The organism is Actinoplanes sp. OR16 (assembly GCF_004001265.1).
Taxonomy (GTDB): Bacteria; Actinomycetota; Actinomycetes; order Mycobacteriales; family Micromonosporaceae; genus Actinoplanes.
This window is the reverse complement of record NZ_AP019371.1, coordinates 8,441,100-8,463,002: the sequence shown is the minus strand read 5'-3', so window position 1 is coordinate 8,463,002 and position 21,903 is coordinate 8,441,100. Positions and strand designations below refer to the sequence as shown.

The window sequence follows — 21,903 nt, the reverse complement described above, 5'->3', positions numbered from 1 at the left end:
GCTGCTGTGCTGGTCAAAGGCTTGATCGACCCCGGATGTGGTAGTGCTGGATATACCTCCGATCCTCGCCCCTGCGTGACTGTGCCCGGCCCGCCGGAAGGCCAGGCTTGCAGGCATGACGAAGAAGCGCACGCCGGCGGTCGAGCTGAGGGCCGTGACCAGGCGATATGGCGTCGGCGAGCGGGCCGTGACGGCTCTCGACGCGATCGACGCGACGTTCACGACAGGCACGTTCACCGCGGTGATGGGGCCGTCCGGGTCCGGCAAGTCGACACTGTTGCACTGCGCGGCAGGGCTCGACCGGGTCGACGACGGCGACGTGATCATCGATGGGACGCCGGTGCGCGGCCTGAGCGAGCGATCGCTGACCAAGCTGCGGCGGGGTCGGGTCGGGTTCGTGTTCCAGGCCTTCAATCTGGTGCCTGCTCTCTCCGCCGCGCAGAACGTGGCGTTGCCGATGCGGCTGGCCGGCCGCCGCCCGGCCGCAGGGGAGGTGACGGCCGCGCTGGCCGAGGTCGGTCTCGCCGACCGGGCCGGCCACCGACCCTCCGAGCTGTCCGGCGGCCAGCAGCAGCGGGTCGCGATCGCCCGGGCGCTGGTGACGCGCCCGGCGGTGCTCTTCGCCGACGAGCCGACGGGGGCGCTCGACGCGACGTCCGGCGCCGAGGTGCTGCGGCTGCTGAGATCCGCGGTGGATCGGCATGGCCGCACGATCGTGATGGTGACCCATGATCCGTACGCGGCGGCGCACGCCGACAGGGTCCTGTTCCTCGCCGACGGCCGGGTGGTCGACGAGCTGACCGGCGGCGCCGAGGCGGAACGCATCGCCGTCCACACGGCGCGGCTCGAGGCGACCCGTGGCAGCGGTCCCGGCTGGAACGAGGGTGGGCGGCACGACGCCGGCGTCGGATTCCACACGCACCGGGGCCCGGCAGCCGGCAGCGCTCACGCGAACAGTGAGGTGACCCGATGATCGCCGCCTGGGCGAATTTCCGCCATCGGTTCGCGAGCTTCGCCGGCACCTTCGTCGCGGTCGCCCTGGGCGTGGCCGTGCTGGCAGCCTCGGCGACGCTGCAGCTGAGCTCTCAGCCGGAGGCGCCGAAGCGATATGGCGCCTCCCCGGTTCTCGTCCAGCCTCCCACGATCGGCGAGAACGACTACGGCGAGCCGGAGCGGCCGAACTGGACGGCGGCCGAGGCGAACGCCCTCGCCGACCGGCTGAGAACGGTGCCGGGTGTCGGGCATGCCGTTCCCGATCCTTCCTTCTATGTGCAGCGGCTGATCGACGGGAAGGCGTCGGGTGATCCGTCCGCTGCCCGGTTCGGTGGTCATGCCTGGTCGTCGGCGGTGCTCGGCGGATATCGGCTCAGTGCCGGCCGGGCGCCTGCGCGAAGTGGCGAGGCGGTGGCGGCGGGCGTGCGGCCGGGCGAGGAGATCGAGGTGGTCACCGCCCGGGGACCGGAGACGTGGACGATCACCGGGACTGTGATCGATGCCGGGCGGTTCGAGGGTGCGGGATCGCAGGCCGGCTACTTCGTTGCTGATCGAGTGGCGGCAGAGCGGGCTTCCGGCGTACCGGTGATCGGCCTGACCCTGACCGGTGATGAAGAGCGAGTGGCGGCGGCGGCGCAGGCGCTGATCGGCGGGGCCGGGACCGTCGTGACCGGAAGTGATCGCGATGCGCTGGAGCCCGGCAGCGTCACCCGAGTCCGGTGGATCGGTGCGCAGTTGCTGATCGCGCTGGTCACGCTCGGTGCGTTCGCGACGGTGTTCGTGGCCTCGTCGACGGTGGCGCTCAGCGCAGCGCAACGGCGGCGCGAGCTGGGACTGCTGCGTGCGGTCGGTGCGACTCCCGGTCAGGTGCGGCGGATGATGTACGGGGAAACGGTTCTGATCGCCCTCACAGCAGGGCTCGCCGGTGCGCCGCTCGGAGCACTCGCCGCCCCGCTGCTTGCCACCCCGATGGTCGAAACCGGACTCGAACCGCCCGGCTTCACGGCTACCTGGCAGCCGCTCGCCGTTGCCGGCGCGATCCTGGTCGGCGTAGCGGCAGCCCTCGCCGGCGTGGTCGTGGCGGCACGGCGTGCCTCGCGGATCCCGCCACTGGACGCGTTGCGCGAGGCGGCCGCCGACCCGCGTCCCATGCCGATCTCCCGCTGGGTGGCCGGGTTGCTGACCGCGGCGGCCGGTGGCGCGCTGCTCGCCGTGATGCCCTCGCTGGCGAACGAGTCGAAGACCACGGCGGGCCTGGGCGCCGCGATGTTCCTGATCACCGCGGCCGCGTTGCTCTCGCCGGTGCTGATCGGCCCGCTCGTGCGGCTGGTCGCGGCGCCGTGGCGGCAGTCGGCGACCGGCATGCTGGTACGGGAGGGCACGCTGACGGGGGTTCGCCGGGTCGCGTCCACTGCTGCGCCGGTGCTCGCCACGGTCGGGCTTACGGTATTGCTCACCGGCATGATCGCGACGATCGAGGTGGCGGCCGGTATCGATGAGGCGGCGGAGTACCCGGCTGCGAACGTGCTGGTGCCCGACAACACGCCGGGGCTCTCCGAGGCCACCGTCGCCGCCAGCAGCGGTGAGTCACGCCTGGCAACGCGGGTTCTGATCACCAACGGCGCGACGACAGGGGAGGCGGCGCCTCAGAGCGGGTCGGCTCAGGGCACGACCATCACGGGGTATGACGCGGCCGGCGTGGGCAGTCAGGCGGGTGTGGTGCTGCACGCCGATACGGCCGGAGAGCTCGGTGTGGCGGCAGGCGGCACGATCGCCGTGCGCTTCGTCGACGGCAGAACCACGGATCTGCCGGTGACCGCCGTCGACCCGGATGCGGTGGCGCCGGTGGTGCTCGCTCGTGACCTGGTGCGCACTCACGATCCGGACGCCCTGACCAGCCTCGTCGTTCTCGACGACACAGCCGCCGATGACAGCGGCACCTCCGACGCTGCCGTGTCCGGTGGTGCGGGAGGAGTCGTCATGCCGGTTGCCGCCTATGCACAACAGGAGGTGGACGACGAAGGCGAGCTGGTGGACCTGTTCCTGCTGGCGCTGATCGGGTTGAGCGCCGGATATACCGGGATTGCGGTCGGGAACACGCTGCTCATGGCTACCGCTGCTCGTCGCGGTGAGCTGCGGGTGCTTCGTCTTGCGGGGGCCGGACGAGGGCAGGTGCTCGGGGTGCTGTCCGCGGAGGCGTTGCTCGCGGTCGGGGTGGGCGCGCTGCTCGGGGCGGCGGTGGCGGCCGTGGCTATGGTCGGGATTCGGTCGGCCGTCGAGTCCGAGTTGGGCCACAGCGTGGAACTGGTCATTCCGTGGGGCGCCGGGACCGCGGTCACCATCGGATGCGCGATCGTCGCGGTCCTGGCAACGGCGGCCCCGGTGCTGAGACGGACCAGCTAGCCGCAGCCGGCGTTCGGCCGGCGGGCGAGCTGGATCTAGGGCTGTTCCACGTGGGTGACTTCGCGCAGGTGGGCCAGTACCAGTGGGTCGATCGCGCCGGATACGACCCGCATCTCCAGGTTCTCGACGCCGGCCCAGGAAGCGAGGTCGTCGTCCAGGTCGGAGCCGGTGAAGCCGGTTGAGGCGAGCCTTGCGCGGACCTCGTCGGCCACGTCGCCTCGGAGGGGCAGGAGGGAGTCCGGATCGGGGGATTCGAAGTAGAGGCTGTGCATCGTCAGCAGGCGGGCGAGTTCGGCTACCGGGTCGGGGTGGTCGTCCACGCGGAGGTCCACCCAGACGTCGCTGGTGCCGCCGTAGCCACGGCCCTGGGATACGACCAGCAGCGCGGCGCTCTGGCGGCCTCGCCGGTCGCCGCCCGCTTGGTCGCCGGCGCGGAGGGCGGCCAGCAGACGGTAGGGGAGTGCGTCCGAGGTGGCCAGCCAGGACTCCTGCATCCGCGCTACCACGTCGGGGCCGGCGAGCATGTTGCCTTGGGCGGCATACCCGTCGCCGGAGACGCCGCCGGCCCAGTCGTGGCAGTCGGAGCCGGTGAACGTGGCACCCGGGCCGGAGGCTCCAACGACGCCTAGCTGGCGGTGCGAAACGGGGCCGTCGTCGGCGGCGATCAGGCCCTTGACCACTGATTCCGCGTCTACGCCGGTGCTCAGCAGGGCCAGGGCCTGCGGGCGGTAGGCGAGGTTCGCGTAGGACTGGGTGGCTACCGCGCCGACGTTCACCAGGGCTGCCGGAACCGCCGCGCCGACGCCGAGGAACTTGCTGGCCACGGCCACGCCGATGGCCGCACCGTCCGCGGAACGGCCCACGATCGAGAAAGTCATGCGAGGCACGGTATCTGCCGGAAACACTTCCAGCGCAGACTGCCCGGAAGGAGCCGCAGGTCATGGCAGATCTGCTCGGAGTGAGTTTGCGCGTTGCGCCCATCGGGTTCAAAACTGCTTCGAAAGGGATTTCCGGTCGCGCCCGTTCCCCGCAGGGGCGCGCCCGGTCCGGACCGCTCTGGCCGGAGCGCGGTCCACGGCCGCCGGGGCGCTTTCCGCCCGAACGTCCCCCGGCCGGCGGCGCTGCGGGCGGAACGGTCGTTGCCGCGACCCCGCCCGCAGCGCCACGCAAAACCGGCGGCGACTCGGCCCGCAGCGCCATTGCAAAACCGGCCGCGGCGCCGTGCAAACGCGGGCGCAACCTGGCCCGCTCCACTCGACCCTCCAAGATCGCTGCAGGAGGGCTACGAGAGGACGCTGGTCAGCGGCCCAGTGACCGATAACGGTGTACGGCCAGGGGTGCGAAGACGGCTATCAGCGCCACCGGCCAGGCGACGGACAGGAAGAGGGCGTGCTGGGTCGGCCAGGCGTCGCCTCCCAGGCCGGGGTTGCCGAACAGTTCGCGGATGGCTGTCGTCGTCGCGGAGATCGGGTTCCAGGCGGCGACTGTGCCCAGCCAGCCCGGCATGAGTTCCGGGGAGACGAAGATGTTCGAGACTGCGCTCAACGGGAAGGCCAGCGGAAACACGATCGTCGCTACGGTGTCCGGGTTCGGGGCGACCAGTCCTAGGAACATGCCGACCCAGCTCAGGGCGAGCCGCAGCAACAGCAGCAGGCCGAGGGCCAGGGCTACGTTGCCGATGCCGCGATGCCACGTCCAGCCGACGATCAAGCCGCACACCACGAGAGCCGTGATTTCGAGCAGTGCCCGGAACTGATCAGCCGCGGCGCGGCCGGTCATGAGGGCCGAGCGGGCTACCGGCATGGATCTGAATCGGTCAATCACGCCGCGGCCCACATCGGTGGCGATGCCGGTGGCGGTGGCGCCGATGCCGTACAGCATGGTCATCACGAAGACGCCGGGCAGCAGGAACTCGCGGTAGCCACCCCCGCCCGGAACCTGCATGCCGCTGCCGAACACATACCCGAACACCAGCACGAACATGATGGGCAGGCTGAAGTAGATGACGATCTCCTCCGGCGCGCGCACCACATGGCGCAGGTACCGCCCGGTCATCACCCAGCCGTCGGCGAGGGCGCGGCCTCGGTGGGTGGTCTTTCCAGGCGAGGGATCGGTACGCAGGGAGTCCCGTGCATTATCGGTCACGACAGTCATTTGGCTGCTCCCGTCAGGTGAAGGAAGACCTCGTCCAGCGTCGGGCGGTGCAATCCGGCGTCCGACAGGGCGATCCCCGCACTGTGCAACACCCGTACCGTCTCGATGAGCGAACCCACCCGGTCGGTGACCGGCACGCGCAGCCTGCGCTGATCGGCGTCGATGTCCGGCGCCGCGCCGGTGAGCCCGGCCACGACGGAGGCCGCGTCGGCCAGACGGGCGGCGTCCTCGACGACGATCTCCAGCCGGTCCGCGCCGATCGTCGCCTTCAGCTCGGCCGGCGTGCCCTCGGCGACGACGGTTCCGGCGTCGACGACGGCGATCCGGGCGGCGAGTTGATCGGCCTCGTCCAGGTACTGCGTGGTGAGCAGCACCGTCGTGCCGTCGGCGACCAGGGCGCGGACCGCATCCCAGACCTGGTTGCGGCTGCGCGGGTCGAGGCCGGTGGTCGGCTCGTCGAGGAAGAGCACCCGCGGGCGGCGGATCATGCTGGCTGCCAGGTCGAGGCGGCGGCGCATGCCCCCGGAGTACTCGCCGGCGGACCGGCCCTTCGCGTCGGTCAGGCCGAACTGTTCGAGCAGCTCGTCGGCCCGCCGCCGGCTGTCCCGCGCGCTGAGATGCTGCAACCTGCCGAAGAGGACGAGGTTCTGCCGGCCGCTGAGGACCTCGTCGACGGCGGCGTATTGACCGGTGAGCGCGATCCGGTCGCGCACCAGATCGGGCCGGCTCGCCACGTCGGCGCCGGCCACCTCCGCGCGCCCGCCGTCGAACGTGAGAAGGGTGGAGAGTACTCGCACCGCTGTCGTCTTGCCGGCGCCGTTCGGGCCGAGCAGGCCGTAGACCCCGCCGGCGGGCGCGTGCAGATCGAATGCGTCGAGCGCGGTGGTCCCGCCTCGATACCGTTTCCGCAGCCCTTCGGCCGCAACCGCGTATGTCATGCCGGGAAGCGTGGCGGCCTGCGCTGACCGCCCGCGCACCGCCCGCTGACGAGCCACCCACCGCGCTCCAAGATCCCGGGAGGGACGGGAGCAGCGTTCCAAGATCCCGGGAGGGACGGGAGCAGCGTTCCAAGATCCCGGGAGGGGCGGGAGCGGCGTTCCAAGATCCCGGGAGGGGCGGGAGCGGCGTTCCAAGATCCCGGGAGGGGCGGGAGCAGCGTTCCAAGATCGCGGGAGGGACGGGAGCAGCGTTCCAAGATCCGAGGGCGGGCCGGCAAACGCGTCTCAGGAACGCAGGAAGGTGAACGCCTCCGGCGGAGTGAGGGCGGCCCCCCGCGCGAGCGCCGCGGCGTACCCCGAGGGGCCGAGCTCGGCCGCCGCCCGGGCCGCCACCTGAGACGCGAGCTCGCCCGACGCCGCTGAAGTGCGGAGTTGCAGGGCGGTGACCGTGCCGAGCAGCGAGGCCGCCCTGGCCGGGTCGCCGGTGTCGAGGGCCAGCGTCGCGAGCCGGTCGATCGCTTCGGCCATGACCTGGAAGCCGAGCATGCCGGAGCGGAGTGAGAAGACTGATCGGTACCGGTCAGCGGCTTCGCGCGGGTTCCCCTGGGCGGACGCGATCCGGCCCATCGTCACGAGGATCGCCATGCGGGTGCCGTCGGCGCTGTACCAGCCGGTCGGGCAGACGTCGAGGGCGGCGGCGCACCCGTGCAGGGCGGCGGGGAGATCGCCGCGCCGGAACGCGACGGTGGCCTGGCCGTGTCTGGCTGCCGCCTCCAGTTCCCGGGCGCCGCAGTCCCGGGAACGGGAAGCGGCGCGGGCGAAGTCGGCTGCCGCGCCGTCGTGATCACCGGCGTTCAGGCGGCTCTCGGCGCGGCTGCGCAGCAGGTCGGCGACGTCGACGACGGCGCCGAGCTCCTCGGCCAGCCGTAATGCCTCGTCGAGCGGGGCCAGCGCGTCGGCGGGACGGCCACGCCAGATCGCGAGTTCGGCCAGGCCGGAGAGGGCGATCATGGTGCCCCAGCGTTCGCCGAGGGCGCGGAAGCCGTCGAGCGCCGACCGGAACTCGGGTTCGGCGGCCTCCGGGCCGGCGCCGGCGAAGAGCAGCATCCAGCCGCCGCCGATCCCGCCGAGCGCGTTGATCCAGGAGCCCCTGCTGAGCCGTTCGCGCAGCTGGCGGTTGAGGGCGACGACGTCCCCGGGCGGTGCGTCGGGCGGGCCGACCGCCATGGCCGAGAGGTAGAGCAGGAACGGCTGGGCCGGCGGTTCCTCGATCATGCGCAGGTAGTCGTCCCACGGCTCGGTCGGCCGGGTCCCGCCGAGGGCCGCGTTGAGGACGCAGAGCGCGTACTCCTCGGTGAGTCCCGGCGGCGGCTCCGAGCCGATCGCCCGCAGCACCCGGGCGGCGAGCGTGGTGGCCTCGGACCGCAGCCCGCGCAGCCACCAGTAGAACGACAACGCCGAGACCAGGCGCAACGCCGTCGGGATGTCGCCGCGCCGCAGCGCCGTGTGCAGGTTGTCGCGGTCCGCGTCGAGCCGGTCGAGCCAGCCGAGCTGGGAGGCGGTCCGCAGCCAGGGGTCCGCGGTCAGGGCGAGATCGAGATAGTACGCCGCGTGCGCGCGCTCCATCGGCTGCCGCTCGCCGGACTCGTCGAGCCGCTCCGCGCAGAAGGCCCGGATCGTCGCGAGCATCCGGTACCGGCCGCCGTCACGTTCGATGAGGGACTTGCCGACCAGCCCGTCCAGCAGGTCCACCACGTCGGGCTCGGCGCAGACCGCCTCGATGGCCGCGAGGTCGGCGCCGCCGGTGAAGACCGTGAACCGGCGGGCCAGCACCTGCTCCGCGGGGGTCAGCAGATCCCAGCTCCAGGCGACGACGGCATGCAGGGTGCGATGCCGTCCGGCGGCGGTGCGGCTGCCCTTCGACAGCAATCGGAATCGGTCGTCGAGCCGGGAGGCCACCTCGTCCAGGGACAACGCGTGCAGGCGGGCGGCGGCGAGTTCCACGGCCAGGGGCTGGCCGTCCAGCATCCGGCAGATCCGGCGGATCGCGTCGGCGTTCTCGCCGGTGACCGCGAAGCCGGGGGAGACGTCGGCGGCCCGGTCGGCGAAGAGCCGCACGGCCGGTGACATGGGCAGGCCGCCGACCGGGTTGAGGGTCTCGCCGGTGATGCCGAGCGGCTCGCGGCTGGTGGCGAGGACCCGCAGTCCGGGCGCGGCGGCGAGCAGCCGCCCGGCCAGTGCGGCGGCGGCTTCGATGACGTGCTCGCAGTTGTCCAGGATCAGCAGCAGGGTGCGGTCGGCGAGTGCGAAGACCAGGCGGTCGGTTGCGGCAGGGGCTTCGGCGGCGGCTTCGGCGGGGGTACGGTCGTTCAGCCGTGCGTCCTTCAGCCCCAGCGCATCGAGGACCGCCCGCGGGAGGTCGTCGCTCGTGGCCGCGGCCAGCTCCACGAAACAGCAGTCGGCGTCGGATCGGGCGGCCACCTCGGCGGCGAGCCGGGTCTTGCCGGCGCCGCCCGGGCCGTGCAGGGTGACGAGCCGGGCCGTGGCGAGGTTCTTCGTGACGCGGACCAGGTCGTCGTCCCGGCCGACGAAGCTGGTGAGCGCTGTCGGCACCCCGCGACGGGCCGGCTGCGGGGTGGACACGGGAGCGAAGGCGCCCCGCAGGATCGCGGTGTGTGTCCCGGCGAGGTCCGGCGAAGGGTCGGCGCCCAACTGGTCGGCGAGAAGGTGGCGCGTCTCCTCGTACAACGAGAGCGCCTCTGCCGACCGCCCGGCCGCCGCCAAGGCGCGCATGAGCAACCCCCGCGGGCGCTCCCGGAGAGGATGCGCGGCGATCAGCGCGCGCAGCGAGGAGACGGCGTCATCGAGATCGGCGCCGGTGGCGAGCAACGCCGCGGCCAGGTCTTCGGAGGCGGTGACGCGCAGTTCGGCCAGGTGGTCGGCGGCGGATGCGGCGAAGGGCGCGTCGCGGACGTCGGCGAGGGCATCGCCCTGCCACAGCTCCAGCGCCTCCCGCAGAACCGTCACCGCCCGGCCCGGATCGCCGGCCGGCAGCGCCCGCCGTCCCTCCGACGCCAGCGCGGTGAACCGGTGGGCGTCGACGGTGTCCGGCGCGACGGCGATGCGGTAGCCGGCCGGACCGTGCTCGACCGGCAGGGACTGACGCAGCCGGGACACCTGGGACTGCAGGGCGTTCGCTGCCCCGGCCGGCGGGCGCGAACCGTAGAGACCGTCGATCAGGCGCTCGACGCCGACCGGGCGGCCGGCGTCGAGCAGCAGCATCGCGAGCAGGGCACGCAGCCGCGGACCACCGAGGGGGAGGAGCCGCCCGCCGGGGAGCTCCACCCGCAGTGGACCGAGGATGCCGAACCGCATGGCGACGATTCTGACGGACCGGCGCTCAGGCGGCGGCCCTGGGCTGGGCGTCGGCGGCGCTGACCACCCGGTTGCGGCCGGCGTTCTTCGCGGCGTAGAGCGCCCGGTCCGCGGTGAGCACCAGCTCGGCCGTGGTCGCGGTGGCCGGCATCCCGGCGACGCCGATGGAGACGGTGACCTGGTGGACGCGGGAGTCGGCGACCGCGATCGGCGCGGCGCCCACCCCGCGGCGCACCCGTTCGGCGATCTCCCGGGCCTGCTCGGGACCGGTGGCGGGAAGCAGGACGGCGAACTCCTCGCCGCCGTACCGGGCCACCACGTCACCGGGCCGGACCAGCTCGCGGAGCCGGTGCGTGACCTCGACGAGAACCCGGTCGCCGCCGTTGTGCCCGTACGTGTCGTTGACGCTCTTGAAGTGGTCGATGTCGAGCAGCAGCATGCTGAGCGGCAGGTGGTACCGCTCGGCGCGGGCGCTCTCGCCGGCCAGGGCCTCCTCGAAGTAGCGCCGGCTGCGCAGGCCGGTCAGCCCGTCGGTGATCGCGGCCAGCCGCTGCGCCCGGACCAGCCCGGTCATCCGGACCAGGACCAGCAGGAACAGCACGTTGCAGACGATCGCCGCGGCGACCGTGTCCGGATTGCCGTGCCTGGCCTCCTCGATGAGGATCGAGGTGGGCGCGGTCATGGCGGCCACGGCCAGGATGATCAGGCGGCCGGTGGTGGCGTCCGGGGTGGCCGCGTTCGAGCGGGCCACCAGCTTCGGCACGGCCGGGTGCAGCACTCCGGCGGCGAAGATGAAGCTCGCGGCCATCCAGACACCGTCGAGGTACGCGCCGGCCTGGAACGTATCGTTGATCGACTGGTAGCTGTAGAACGTGTCGGCGACGAGCACCAGCCCGAGGTAGGCGCCGATCATCCGCAGCGGCGTCCCCCGGGGGCCGGCGCCGAGCATGAGACGGGCGCCGACCACGAGCAGCATCAGGTCGCCGATCGGATATGCCACGGAGACCAGCCCGACCAGGTCGGCCATCGAGTTCTTCATGGTGGGGCTGATGACGAACTCGAACACCAGGAAGCCGGCGCCGATCGCCACGATCGCGGCGTCGATCATGCTGGCGCCGTCCCAGCCCGGGGTCCGCCGGCGCACGATCAGCAGCAGGCCGACGGCGAGCAGCGGGTAGGCCGCCAGGTAGAAGACGTCGGCGATGCTCGGATACACCTCCTCGCCGGTCACCAGCGCCAGGAAGTAGTAGAGGATGTCGCCGGCCACCCCGGCGAACGCCGAGGCAGAGATCAAGATCATGATGGTACGCAGGGAAGCGTGGCGACGGGCTGCCACCAGTGCGGCGACCGCCAGCGTCGTGTTCGCGCTGCAGTACAGGGCCACCTGGGTGCCGGGGAGCACGTCGAGACGGCCCAGGGTGAAGTAGGCGAGCATCACCACCGGCGCCGCGGCCAGGCTGAGATGCCAGGCCTGGACGCGCCGGCCTTCGAGGGCGCTCGCCACAGAACTCATGGCGCAAGAATGCTCAGTTCGAGGGTCTCTCATGGGAGCCGGCGGGGTGCAGTTCGGGTGCAGCCGCGAGAGGGACCCACGGCCGGGGACGCGGGGAGGGGCCGGCGGAGCGGACGAAGACGAAGGCCCTCTGCACCAGGAAGCCCAGGGCGGACAACGTCACCTCTGTCAGCAGCTTCGCGACCGGAAGTGATCCGAGCACCAGCGACAACGTGTGCAGCAGGAGCACGTTGGCTGCCAGGGAGGCGGTGGCCAGGGCGGCGTAGCGGGGAGCGGCCTGGCGGTGCGGGGCCACCGGGCCGAAGACGGTCCGCCGGTTGACGGTGTAGTTGACCGTCGCGCTGATCAGCCTCGCCGCCACGGCCGCCGCGATCAGGTGGCCGGACAGCGTGACGAAGAGGGCCAGCAGCGCGGCGTCGACGGTGAAGGCCAGCAGCGACGACCCGGCGAAGGCGAAGATCGATCCCAGCAGCGGCCGGTAGATCCGTACAGAATCTTGGAAAGGCCGGAAATGGGACGACTTGTTCCCTTCCAGGTACACCGTCGCGATCTCCACCTCCTCGATCGCCAGGCCCTCGTGGACGGCGCGCAGCAGCAGGCGCAGCTCGTACTCGAAACGATCGCCGGGCGTCGACCCGAGCCACCGCAGCACCCACGCCGGATAACCGCGCAACCCGGTCTGCGTGTCCGTTATCGATCGGCCGGTGACGAGCCGGAACAACCCGCGCGTGACCGCGTTGCCGAAGCGGCTGCGAGCCGGCACGCGCCCGGTGAACCGCCGCACGCCGAGCACCATCGCGGCCGGGGTGAGCGCGACCCGGGAGGCGACCGCCGCGATGTCCGCCGCGCGATGCTGCCCGTCACTGTCCGCACACACCACGTCCTGACCGGGATGCCGCGCCGCGATATGGGCGAAACCGGTCTTGAGAGCGAAACCCTTACCCCGGTTGTGGTCCAGCGTGATCACTTCGGCGCCGGCTTCCCGGGCCGCCGCGAAGACCTCCTGGTACGCGGGACCGCTCCCGTCGTCGACCACGAGGATGCGATAGGCGCCGAGCTGCCCGCACAATTCCACGAGCCGCGCGTCGGGCTGGTACGCGGGAATGAGAACGATCATGGCGCTCAGCCCGCGACGTACAGGATGTCGCTGGTGCCCCGCTCCTGGCCCTTGCCCAGCGGGTTGTTGACCAGCGAGTCCCGGAAGACCATCGCCGACGAGCCGCCACCGTCCAGGTTGTACGCGACGGACGCCCCGCGGCCGGCGAAGATCTGCGCGAACTCCGGCATCGTGACACCCCTGCTGTACCCGCTGCTGCGGCCGTCGACGACGACGAAGAGCAGGTGGTTCGCGGCGATCAGGCCGACGCCGGTGCGCGGCTGGTTGCCCTGGATCGAGTGGTTGCCGAAGTTCGTGTCGACCTCGATCTGATCGATGCCGTCGATCACCTTCCCGCCCTGGACCAGGCCCGGGCCGAACGAGAGGGTGTTCCAGACGCCCGCGGCCAGCAGCTCGTCGGCGGTCGTGGCGGTCTCGTCGTAGAGCTTCATCGAGCCGTCCGCGTAGAACGCGAGCCCCTGCCGGGCGCCCGAGTCGCGGAACTTCACCCCGTTGCGGATGACGATCCCGGTCTCCCGGAAGCCGTAGTAGTCGCCGTTGATCGCCAGCACCGCGTTCACCGAAGCGGCGATCTCCGACGGGTTCGCGGTGATGTTCTCGCCGAACTGATCGTTCGCGAACGCCGACCGGACGATCGTGGCGTCGCTGACCTGGACGTCCGCGACGAAGTAGGTGATCTTGTCGCTGCCGGACCCGGTCGAGACCGTCTCGATCGTGATCGTCGACGTGTCGCTGGTCCAGGTCGTGGCGGTCGCCGTGCCGGTGCCGGCCGCCTCGGCGACCGCGACGTTCTGCGCGGTGATGCCGGAGGCGCCGGAGACCTCGACGTGGTCGAGGACATAACGGTCGAGGGCCCAGGCGCCACCACCGGCGGCAGCGGCGAGGACACCGAGACCGCCGGCCAGGAAACCGCGCCGGCCGACACGACGGGCAGGGCGCTGAGCTGCGGGATTGGCTGTCACACGGGCTATGGAACCGCCCTAGGTTGTGGCCGGCCTAAGAATCGGCGTCGATTTCGCCAAGCATCCTGCGCAGGAGGTCCGGCGTACGGCCGGGGTGCTCCGCCTCGATCGACAGCCGGCCGAAGGCCGCGGCGTAGTGGTCGACCTCCTCGCGGCGGTCCAGGTAGAGGCCGCTGGTGAGGTGTTCGATGTAGACCACGTCGGGCAGCTTCTCGTGCGGGAACCGCAGGATGCTGAACGCGCCGCCGGCCGCCGCGTGCCCGCCGGACGCGAACGGCATGATCTGCAGCCGCACGCTGGGCGAGCCGCAGATGTCGAGAAGGTACTGGATCTGCTCGCGGAGCACCTCGGCACCGCCGATCGGCCGGCGCAGCACCGCCTCGTCGAGGACCGCCCAGAGGCGCGGCGCGTCGGGGCGCTCGAGAACCTGCTTGCGGGCCATCCGGAGCCGGGCCCGGCGGTCGATCTCCTCGGGGCCGGCGGTGTCGTGGCCGAGGCGGATGACCGCTCGCGCGTACGCGTCGGTCTGCAGCAGGCCGGGCACGAACTGGACCTCGTAGGTGCGGATCAGCTCGGCGGCCTGCTCCAGGTCGAGGTAGTTCTGGAACCAGGTGTCGAGCACGTCCCCGTACGCATGCCACCAGCTCGGGGCGTTCGCCTCGCGGACCAGGGCCAGGACGCGCTGGTGCTCGGCCGGGTCCTCGACGCCGTAGAGCTTCAGCAGGTCGGTGACGTCGCGTTCCTTGAAGCTGACCTTGCCCAGCTCCATGCGGCTGATCTTCGACTCGGATCCGCGGATCCGGTATCCGGCCTCGTCGCGGGTGACGCCCTTGGCGCGGCGCAGGGCACGCAGATGCGCGCCGAGCTGCAACCGGCGAACGGTCGCCCCGCCGTTGTCGTTCTCGGTCACCCGGGCCTTCCCCTTCAGGGGCCTCGCCGGCACCCGCGGCGCCGGACTGCGCCGATACTACTGCGACTCGGCGTGGTCGTTCCATAGACCCATCGTCCGAAGTGGACAGGCAAACGGCCCCCAGGATCAAGATCCCGGGGGCCGGATGTCGACCAGAGGCTATCAGCGGCGGCCGAACCCGCCGGCGGGCGCCTCGCCCGCCGTCACGGTGACCGCCTTCGTCGCCGATCCGAGCGAGCCCGAGGCGGCGAGACCGCCGGTGCTGCCGCCGCTCGCGGTGCCGCCGACGTAGACCGTGTACGACTCGCCGGACGTGACGGCCGATGACGAGAAGACGACGTTCTGCACGCTCTTGCTCGTCACGTAGGAAGCGACGACAGCGCCGTCCGCGTCGACGATCTGGATGGTGGTGCCCGCTTCCACGGCGCTGTCCAGCGTCGCCGAGAGCCAGCCCTGCTCGGAGCTCGAGTCCGGCGTCACCACCATGCCCGCGCTGCCGGCCGCGAGCAGCGTGCCGCCGCTGATCGTGAAGGTCCCGTTGACGTCGAGCGCGCCGTTGCCGTCGCCCTCCGGCCCGTTGACGACCACCGTCCCGCCGGTGATCGCCGCGGTCCCGTTCGAGTCGAGGCCGTCACCCCCGGCGTCGATCACCAGGGTGCCGCCGTTGACGGTGACCGAGTAGTCGCCGACGTCCTCGCCGCCGCCGGGACCGCCGCCGAACCCTCCGCCTTGATCGTCCGAGGTGCTGGATCCCCCCGCGCCGTTGATGCCGTCATCACTGGAGACCACGTGCACGTCGCCGGAGTTCAGCACGAACGCGGCCGCCTCCAGGCCCTCGACCGCCGCCGTGACCTCGACACTGCCGCCGTCGATGACCTGCGCGCCCTCGGCGTGCACCCCGTCGTCGCCGCTCGCCACGCTGACCGTGGCGCCGGCGAAGTGGACCGCGCCGTCACTGTGCACCGCGTCGTCGGCGGCGTCGACGGTGGCGGTCCCGCCTTCGAGGACGGTGATGACGCCGGACTTGACGCCCTTCGCGGAGGCGTCGTCGGCGACCTTAGCGGTGTGCCCGCCACCGGCCGAGACGGTGATCGTCCCGCCGGTCTCGACCACGTCGGTGGCCGCGTCGAGACCGTCACCGCCGGCCGTCACGGCGATCGTCCCGTCGGCGACGGCGATGAAACCCGCGTCGGCGTCCTCCTCGTTGTCCGCCTTGATCCCGTCGCCACCGGCCGTCACGGTGATGGTCCCGCCGTTCACGACCACGTAGTCCTTGCCGCGGATGCCGTCGTCGGCGGCCGTCACGGTGACCGTGCCGGACTCGATGAGCAGGCCGTCCTTGCTCGCGATCCCGTCGTTGCCGTTCCCGGTCACGGTCAGCGTCCCGCTGCCGGTGACGGTCAGGTCGCCGGCGCTGAACAGCGCGGCGTTGACATCGGCGTCGCCGGCGTAGGCGGACGTGTCGGACAGGGTGTTCGTGCTGCCGTCGGCGAGGACGACGACGAGCTGGCCGGCTTCGGTCGCGGCGATCGCGGCAGTGGTCGAGCTGCTGATGGTGGCGTCGTCCAGGATCAGCGTGACCGTGGCATCGGGCGCGTTCACGACGACCTGCCCGTCCGTCAGATCGCCGGATATCCGATATGTCCCAGCCGCCGTGATCGTGATCGTCGAGCCGTCGATGGTGACACCGTCGGCCGACGATGACGAAGCGGAGGAGCCGGACAAAGTGATCTCGACGGCGCCGTCGGCTGAGGACGAGCCGGCGGTATGGACGGTCGTGTTCGCGGCCAGCACCGCCGCCGCGCTCTGCGTGCCGTCCACGGTGGCCGCGACCACGGCCGCGGTGGTCCCGGACGTACCGGTCGAATCGGACGCGGTGGATGACGAGTCCGGTGAACATCCGGCGAGAACGGCGGCGGCGAGGACGGCCGAGCTCACGGCGGCAACGAACTTCTTACGCAGGCGCATGGGAACCCCTCAGGAGGTGAAATGACGGTGCAGCACGCCGTGCCACTTGTTGGCCGGCAGGTCGGGACGCAGCGCCGCGAGCCCGGTGGCGTACTTCGAGATGCGGGCCGGCCGGTGGCCCAGCGACCAGAGCAGCCGGTCGACGTCCGAGGCGGCGCGGGCCGACTTCGTCTCGACGACGACCGAGTCCGGCATCCGCGTGGTGGAGCCGTCCGGGAGCATCCAGGCGAGGTCGCTGTCGACGGTGACCCGGCTGCCGGTGTCCGGCACGTAGAAGGTGGCCCGGCGGTAGTAGGTGGCCATGACCGGCCGGTACTCGTAGCCCTCGGGCGAGATCCCGGCGCCGGCGAGCACGTCGTTCGCGTAGGCCACGCCGGCGGATCCCAGGCACGAGCCGTCCCCGTCGTACGGGATGCGCTCCTTGACCGTGACCCCGCGCGCGCCGCGCGTCTTCACCTCGACGAAGTCGAGTCCGCTGTCCAGGTAGGTGCGGATCCGGATCTTGAAGCGGCGGCGCCGGCCGGTCGCGGCGGCACGGTAGCTGTCCAGGCCGGGGGTGTCGAAATAGATCGACCGGTACGCGAACGAGCGCTGCCCGCCGATCTCCAGCATCCGCACGCCGGCGGGCATCCGCTCGAGCAGTCCGGGCAGCTCGGCGGCGGGGAGAAGGTACTTGCGGTCGAGCCGGGTGAGCAGCGCCGCCTCGCTGACGAGCTCCTCCAGGGAGATGGTCATCATGCGGCGTTCACCCCGCGAGCGACCCGCAGGCCCGGCTCCTGGGGCGCGCGGCCGGCCGCCGGGGCCGTGTAGCGGACGTCCACCAGGGTGCTGTCGTTGACCAGGTCGACCTGGCGCACCACCATGCTCGTGACCCGGCCGCCGAGCAGCGTCTCCAGGTGCGTGCGCAGCGCCTCCTCGTCGGTGTACGCCACGTCGAGCCGCAGCTGCTGGTTGCGCGACCGGCGGAACAGCGCCGGGTGGTCACCGATCCAGAGACCCGCGATGATCAGCAGCATCAGGCCGCCGGTGGTCGCCGTCAGCTCGCCGCCGAGACCCGCGATCAGGCCGAGGCCGAGAGCCGCGAAGTAGTACGCGATCTCGTGCTGGGTGATCTCGTCGGAGCGGAGCCGGATGATCGACAGGACGCCGAAGAGGCCGAGCCCGAGGCCCGCGCCGACGGTCGTCGAACCCAGCACGATCGCGACCGCCAGGACACCGATGTTGATGCCGAGGAACGCGGTCACCAGGTCGCGGCGGCGGTGCCGGGGGTAGTAGACCCCGAACGTCAGGAGGGCGATGGCGGCGAGATCCACCGCGACGGCTAGCAACGTGGTCACAGTCTGTCCTTCAGGCTCTGTTCATCTGGTGTTCCCATTCCGCCCCAGTGAGCTGTAGGGACCCTGTGAGGCCCTTAAGTCATTGGTGAAAGGTGTTCTTAGGCAACGCTTAGACACGACCTGAGACCCTCTTAACCAGCCACGTCAGGGTTGCCGCATGACAGCGACAGCCGTACCCGGCAACACCCGCGCCGCCGCCCATCGCCGCCCACGCGCTGCTCCGCGATGGTGGCGAAGTGCCGGGGGAGCGGCCGCCGGGCTGAGCCTGCTCGTCGTCACCGCGCTCTGGGCGGGCAACGGCGGCCCGAGCCAGATCGCCGGCGGCGGCTCCGCGGCGATCACCGCGGTCGCGCGGCTCGCCGGGCTCTGGGCGTCCGACCTGCTGCTCCTTCAGGTGCTGCTGATGGCCCGGATCCCGATGGTGGAGCGGGCGTTCGGGCAGGACCGGCTCGCGCGCTGGCACCGGTGGACGGGCTTCACCTCGTTCTGGCTGATGGTGCTGCACATCGTCACGATCACGGTCGGCTACGCGGCCGGGACCACGAACGTCTTCGCGCAGTTCTGGGACCTGGTCCGGACGTACCCGGGGATGCTCCTCGCCGCGGCCGGGACCGTCCTGCTGCTCCTGGTGGTGGGCACCTCGATCCGCGCGGCACGCCGGAAGACGCGTTACGAGTCCTGGCACCTTCTTCATCTGTACGCCTACCTGGGCGTGGGATTGGCCCTCCCGCACCAGATCTGGACCGGCTCCGATTTCACCGCGAGTCCGCTCGCCCGTGCGTATTGGTGGACGCTGTACGCGGTGACGGCGGCGGCCGTCCTGACGTACCGGATAGGTCTTCCCGCATGGCGCAACCGGCGGCACCGCCTGGTGGTCTCCCGGATCGTGCCCGAAGGGCCGGGCCTGACCTCGGTGTACCTGACCGGATCGAACCTGGAGTCGCTGCCGGTGCGCGCCGGGCAGTTCTTCCACTGGCGGTTCCTGGACGGGCCGGGCTGGACCCGGTCGAACCCGTTCTCGCTCTCCGCGACGCCGCGCCCGGACATGCTCCGGATCACCGTGAAGAGCCAGGGCGACGGGTCGGCGCGGATCGCGACCCTGAAGCCGGGGACCAAGGTGTTCTTCGAGGGGCCGTACGGGAAGTTGACCGGCGAGACCTACGACGGCGGGCCGGTCGTGCTGATGGCCTGCGGCATCGGCATCACGCCGCTGCTGTCGCTCCTCGGCGAGCTGCCCTACCGCCATGGCGGGGCGACGCTGATCTACCGGGCGCGGAGCGAGGCCGACCTGGCGTTCCGCGGTGAGCTGGAGTGGTTCGCCGAGCAGCGCGGGGTGCGGGTCGTGCCGCTCGTCGGTCATCGCGCCGGCTCCTCGTGGCTGCCCGCGGACCTGGCCGGGCAGAGCGATGTCCTGCGGCGGATCGCGCCGGAGATCGCCGCCGCGCAGGTCTACATCTGCGGGCCCGAGGAGTGGGCGTCGCTGGCGCGGGCGGCGGCTCGGGACGCCGGCGTGGAGCCGGCGCGGGTGCACACCGAACTCTTCGCGTGGTGAGGTAAAGACAAATGCGACGTATCAGTCTTTGGTTGCTTTCCACCGTTGCGGCTCTCGTGCTGCTGTTCAGCTATCGGACCAGCACGGGAGCGGCCATCACGCCCGAGGTGGTGGCCGTCGGCACCGCCCCCGCCGCCTCCGCGGGATCAACGGTCTACACCGGCGACGTGGTGCAGACCCAGGAGGGGGACGTCCAGGTCGCCATCACGGTCGCCGACGGGAAGATCATCGCGGTCACCGTGCCGATCTACCCGGGCGGCAGCTCCCGGCACGAGGAGATCAGCGCCCGCTCGATCCCGGTCCTCGTGCAGGAGACCCTCGACGCGCAGAGCGCCGACATCGACTCCGTGTCGGGCGCCACGTACACCAGCGGCGGCTACAAGGAGTCACTGCAGTCCGCCCTCGACGCCGCCCAGCCGGCCTAGGTGTCCCACCCGGCTGGCAAGCTGGAGGGCATGCGGATCCTGGTGGTCGAAGACGACGCGGCGGTGCGTGACTCGCTGGCGCGCACCCTGCGGTTCGAGGGCTACCAGGTGGAGATCGCCGGGGACGGCCGGGCCGCCCTCGACGCCGTCCGCACCGCCGACCCCGACGCCGTGATCCTCGACGTGAACATGCCCCGGATGGACGGCCTCGAGGCGTGCCGGCAGATGCGGGCCGACGGCGTGGTGCTGCCGGTCCTCATGCTGACCGCGCGGGACACGGTCGGTGACCGGGTGGCCGGGCTCGACGCGGGCGCCGACGACTACCTGGTGAAACCGTTCGCCCTGCAGGAGCTGCTCGCCCGCATCCGGGCGCTGCTGCGGCGGTCCGCGCTGTCCGTGCCGGCGGTCCCGGACGATCCGGGCGAGTTCCTGGTCTTCGCCGACGTGCGCCTCAATCCGCGTACGCGGGAGGTCTGGCGCGGATCCCGTTCCCTCCGGCTGACCCGCACCGAGTTCACCATCCTGGAGGCGTTCCTGCGCCATCCGCGGCAGGTGCTCTCCCGGGCGGCGCTGTTCGAGCAGGTCTGGGGTTACGACTTCGGCGAGGGGTCGAACAGCCTGCACGTCTACCTCGGCTATCTGCGCCGCAAGCTGGAGGCCGAGGGCGAGGCGCGGCTGCTGCACACCGTGCGCGGCGTCGGCTTCGTGCTGCGTGAGGAGCCGCTGTGAAGCGCTGGTGGCGGCAGCGAACCCTGCACGCCCGGCTCTCGCTGCTGGTGGCCGGCGCGGTGGCGGCGGCAGTCCTGCTCGTCTCGGCCGGGGCCTGGTTCACCGTGCGCGAGATCCAGCAGGACAAGATCGCGGCGGAGCTGGTGTCGGACGCGAAGACGATCGCGGCGAACCCGGCGTACTGGCTGGCGACCGAGGGCGCCCGCGCCCGCTACGGCGATTCCCCGGACGGCTCCCCGGACGGCGGTTCTCCGGGCGGCGGTTATCCGTCGCACGGCAAGGAGATCGGGCCCTGCTGGCAGATCATCGACTCGGCCGGCAATCTGATCGGCGGCACCGCGACACCCCTGCCGATCACCGACTCGGCGGCGGCGGTGGCCTCGGGCGCGACCGGCACAGCGGTCCAGGAGGAAGTCGGCATCGGCTCCGGCAACTACCTGATGCTCACCATGCCGATCGCCGGTGGGGGAGCGGTGCAGGTGGCCGTCGACCGCAACCCGGACGAGCGTGTTCTGGTCACGTTCGCGGTGCTCCTCGCGGTCGGCGCGGCCGTCGGCATCGGCGGCGCGGCGCTGCTGGGCCGGACCGTCTCGCGGGCCGGCCTCGCCCCGGTCGACCGCCTGACCGAGGCCGTCGAGGACGTCGCCGTCACGATGGACCTCACCCGCCCGGTCGACGTCGCCGGCAACGACGAGATCGCCCGCCTGGGCCGCTCGGTCAACGCGATGCTCTCCGCCATCGACGCCTCCCGCCACGCACAGCGCGCCCTGGTCGAGGACGCCGGCCACGAGTTGCGGACGCCGCTGACCAGCATCCGGACGAACGTGGAACTCCTCCTCTCCGTCGAGCGCCGCCCCGACCTGGCCCACCGGCTGAGCCCGGAGGACCGCGCCGGCCTGCTCGAAGACCTGGACGCCCAGGTCCGCGAGCTGGCCACGCTCACCACCGAGCTGGTCGAGCTGTCCCGTGAGGAGGGCAGCCGCGAGGCCGCCGAGCAGGTCGACCTCGCCGAGGTGGTGACGGCCGCGATCAGCCGCGTGCAGCTGCGAGCCCCGGCCCTCACCTTCGCCGGCGACCTCCGCCCGGTCACCGTCCTCGGCCGCCCCGCCGAGCTGGAGCGCATGGTCGTCAACGTCCTCGACAACGCCGCCAAGTGGAGCCCTCCGCAGGGGACCGTGACGACCACCCTGTCCGCCGACGCCGCCGGCTTCTGCACCCTGACCGTCACCGACACCGGCCCCGGCATAGCCGACGAGGACCGCCCTCACGTCTTCGACCGCTTCTACCGTGCCGCCGCGGCCCGCTCCATGCCCGGCTCGGGCCTGGGCCTGGCGATCGTCGCCCAGACCGCGGCCCACCACGGCGGCACGGTGACGGCGACCCCTGCCACGCCTGCCGGCACCACCATCACGATCCGCCTCCCTGCCTGACCGCTTCCGTGGAGTGTCGGCTCACAGGATTGTTGACGATTGCTCTTGCTAGGCCGTCGTCCTAAGGTTTTGTGTGCTCGGATGCGCGTCCGGATTG

General features: G+C 71.8%; 17 protein-coding genes. 6 read left to right on the top strand and 11 right to left on the bottom strand.

The annotated features are described in order from the left end of the window. Positions 1-115 precede the first annotated feature (115 nt). Together EP757_RS38985 and EP757_RS38980 are read left to right on the top strand one after the other, a co-directional pair. Positions 116-973 carry an ABC transporter ATP-binding protein gene (locus EP757_RS38985; protein ID WP_127553344.1) on the top strand — a complete coding sequence of 286 codons (858 nt, stop codon included), beginning with the start codon at positions 116-118 and terminating at the stop codon, positions 971-973. Continuing rightward, positions 970-3,396 carry an ABC transporter permease gene (locus tag EP757_RS38980; RefSeq protein ID WP_127553343.1) on the top strand — a complete coding sequence of 809 codons (2,427 nt, stop codon included), beginning with the start codon at positions 970-972 and terminating at the stop codon, positions 3,394-3,396. The genes EP757_RS38985 and EP757_RS38980 overlap by 4 nt, the downstream gene beginning before the upstream one ends. Before the next feature lie 35 nt (positions 3,397-3,431). Here EP757_RS38980 and EP757_RS38975 read toward each other — a convergent pair whose 3' ends face one another. From EP757_RS38975 to EP757_RS38925, 11 genes are all read right to left on the bottom strand, one after another. After that, the gene (locus EP757_RS38975) at positions 3,432-4,274 is read right to left on the bottom strand and encodes a DUF1028 domain-containing protein (RefSeq protein WP_127553342.1); all 843 of its coding nucleotides are present in this window, start codon (positions 4,272-4,274) and stop codon (positions 3,432-3,434) included. Between the two features lie 421 nt (positions 4,275-4,695). Beyond that, the gene (locus tag EP757_RS38970) at positions 4,696-5,451 is read right to left on the bottom strand and encodes an ABC transporter permease (protein ID WP_127554664.1); all 756 of its coding nucleotides are present in this window, start codon (positions 5,449-5,451) and stop codon (positions 4,696-4,698) included. Between the two features lie 95 nt (positions 5,452-5,546). After that, entirely contained in the window at positions 5,547-6,488 is a 942-nt protein-coding gene (locus EP757_RS38965) for an ATP-binding cassette domain-containing protein (RefSeq protein ID WP_127553341.1), read from the bottom strand. A 285-nt stretch (positions 6,489-6,773) separates the two neighbouring features. Then, a complete protein-coding gene (locus EP757_RS38960; RefSeq protein WP_127553340.1) occupies positions 6,774-9,863 on the bottom strand; it encodes a BTAD domain-containing putative transcriptional regulator in 3,090 nt (1,029 codons plus the stop codon). A 25-nt stretch (positions 9,864-9,888) separates the two neighbouring features. Further along, the gene (locus EP757_RS38955) at positions 9,889-11,376 is read right to left on the bottom strand and encodes a GGDEF domain-containing protein (protein WP_127553339.1); all 1,488 of its coding nucleotides are present in this window, start codon (positions 11,374-11,376) and stop codon (positions 9,889-9,891) included. A 13-nt stretch (positions 11,377-11,389) separates the two neighbouring features. Further along, positions 11,390-12,493 carry a GtrA family protein gene (locus EP757_RS38950; protein WP_127553338.1) on the bottom strand — a complete coding sequence of 368 codons (1,104 nt, stop codon included), beginning with the start codon at positions 12,491-12,493 and terminating at the stop codon, positions 11,390-11,392. 5 nt (positions 12,494-12,498) lie between these two features. After that, complete coding sequence (locus EP757_RS38945; RefSeq protein ID WP_232050237.1) at positions 12,499-13,455, bottom strand: phosphodiester glycosidase family protein; 957 nt, start codon at positions 13,453-13,455, stop codon at positions 12,499-12,501. Positions 13,456-13,489: 34 nt separating this feature from the next. Continuing rightward, a complete protein-coding gene (locus tag EP757_RS38940; protein WP_127553337.1) occupies positions 13,490-14,365 on the bottom strand; it encodes a helix-turn-helix transcriptional regulator in 876 nt (291 codons plus the stop codon). A 162-nt stretch (positions 14,366-14,527) separates the two neighbouring features. Then, positions 14,528-16,333, bottom strand: coding sequence for a carbohydrate-binding domain-containing protein (locus tag EP757_RS38935; protein ID WP_127553336.1), 1,806 nt, complete (start codon positions 16,331-16,333; stop codon positions 14,528-14,530). A 9-nt stretch (positions 16,334-16,342) separates the two neighbouring features. Beyond that, complete coding sequence (locus tag EP757_RS38930) at positions 16,343-17,071, bottom strand: polyphosphate polymerase domain-containing protein (RefSeq protein ID WP_127553335.1); 729 nt, start codon at positions 17,069-17,071, stop codon at positions 16,343-16,345. Continuing rightward, a complete protein-coding gene (locus tag EP757_RS38925) occupies positions 17,068-17,670 on the bottom strand; it encodes a DUF4956 domain-containing protein (RefSeq protein WP_127553334.1) in 603 nt (200 codons plus the stop codon). Before EP757_RS38925 ends, EP757_RS38930 begins: the two co-directional genes overlap by 4 nt. A 157-nt stretch (positions 17,671-17,827) precedes the next feature. On the opposite strand from EP757_RS38925, the gene EP757_RS38920 reads away from it, so the two are divergent. From EP757_RS38920 to EP757_RS38905, 4 genes are read left to right on the top strand one after another with little or no spacing between them, the layout of a single operon-like run. Beyond that, positions 17,828-19,222 (top strand): ferric reductase-like transmembrane domain-containing protein, encoded by a 1,395-nt coding sequence (locus EP757_RS38920; protein WP_127553333.1) that lies wholly within the window; start codon positions 17,828-17,830, stop codon positions 19,220-19,222. A 32-nt stretch (positions 19,223-19,254) separates the two neighbouring features. Beyond that, positions 19,255-19,647 carry an FMN-binding protein gene (locus tag EP757_RS38915; protein ID WP_370457736.1) on the top strand — a complete coding sequence of 131 codons (393 nt, stop codon included), beginning with the start codon at positions 19,255-19,257 and terminating at the stop codon, positions 19,645-19,647. Positions 19,648-19,677: 30 nt separating this feature from the next. After that, a complete protein-coding gene (locus tag EP757_RS38910) occupies positions 19,678-20,376 on the top strand; it encodes a response regulator transcription factor (RefSeq protein WP_127553331.1) in 699 nt (232 codons plus the stop codon). After that, positions 20,373-21,806 (top strand): HAMP domain-containing sensor histidine kinase, encoded by a 1,434-nt coding sequence (locus tag EP757_RS38905; protein WP_127553330.1) that lies wholly within the window; start codon positions 20,373-20,375, stop codon positions 21,804-21,806. Before EP757_RS38910 ends, EP757_RS38905 begins: the two co-directional genes overlap by 4 nt. Positions 21,807-21,903: the final 97 nt, after the last annotated feature.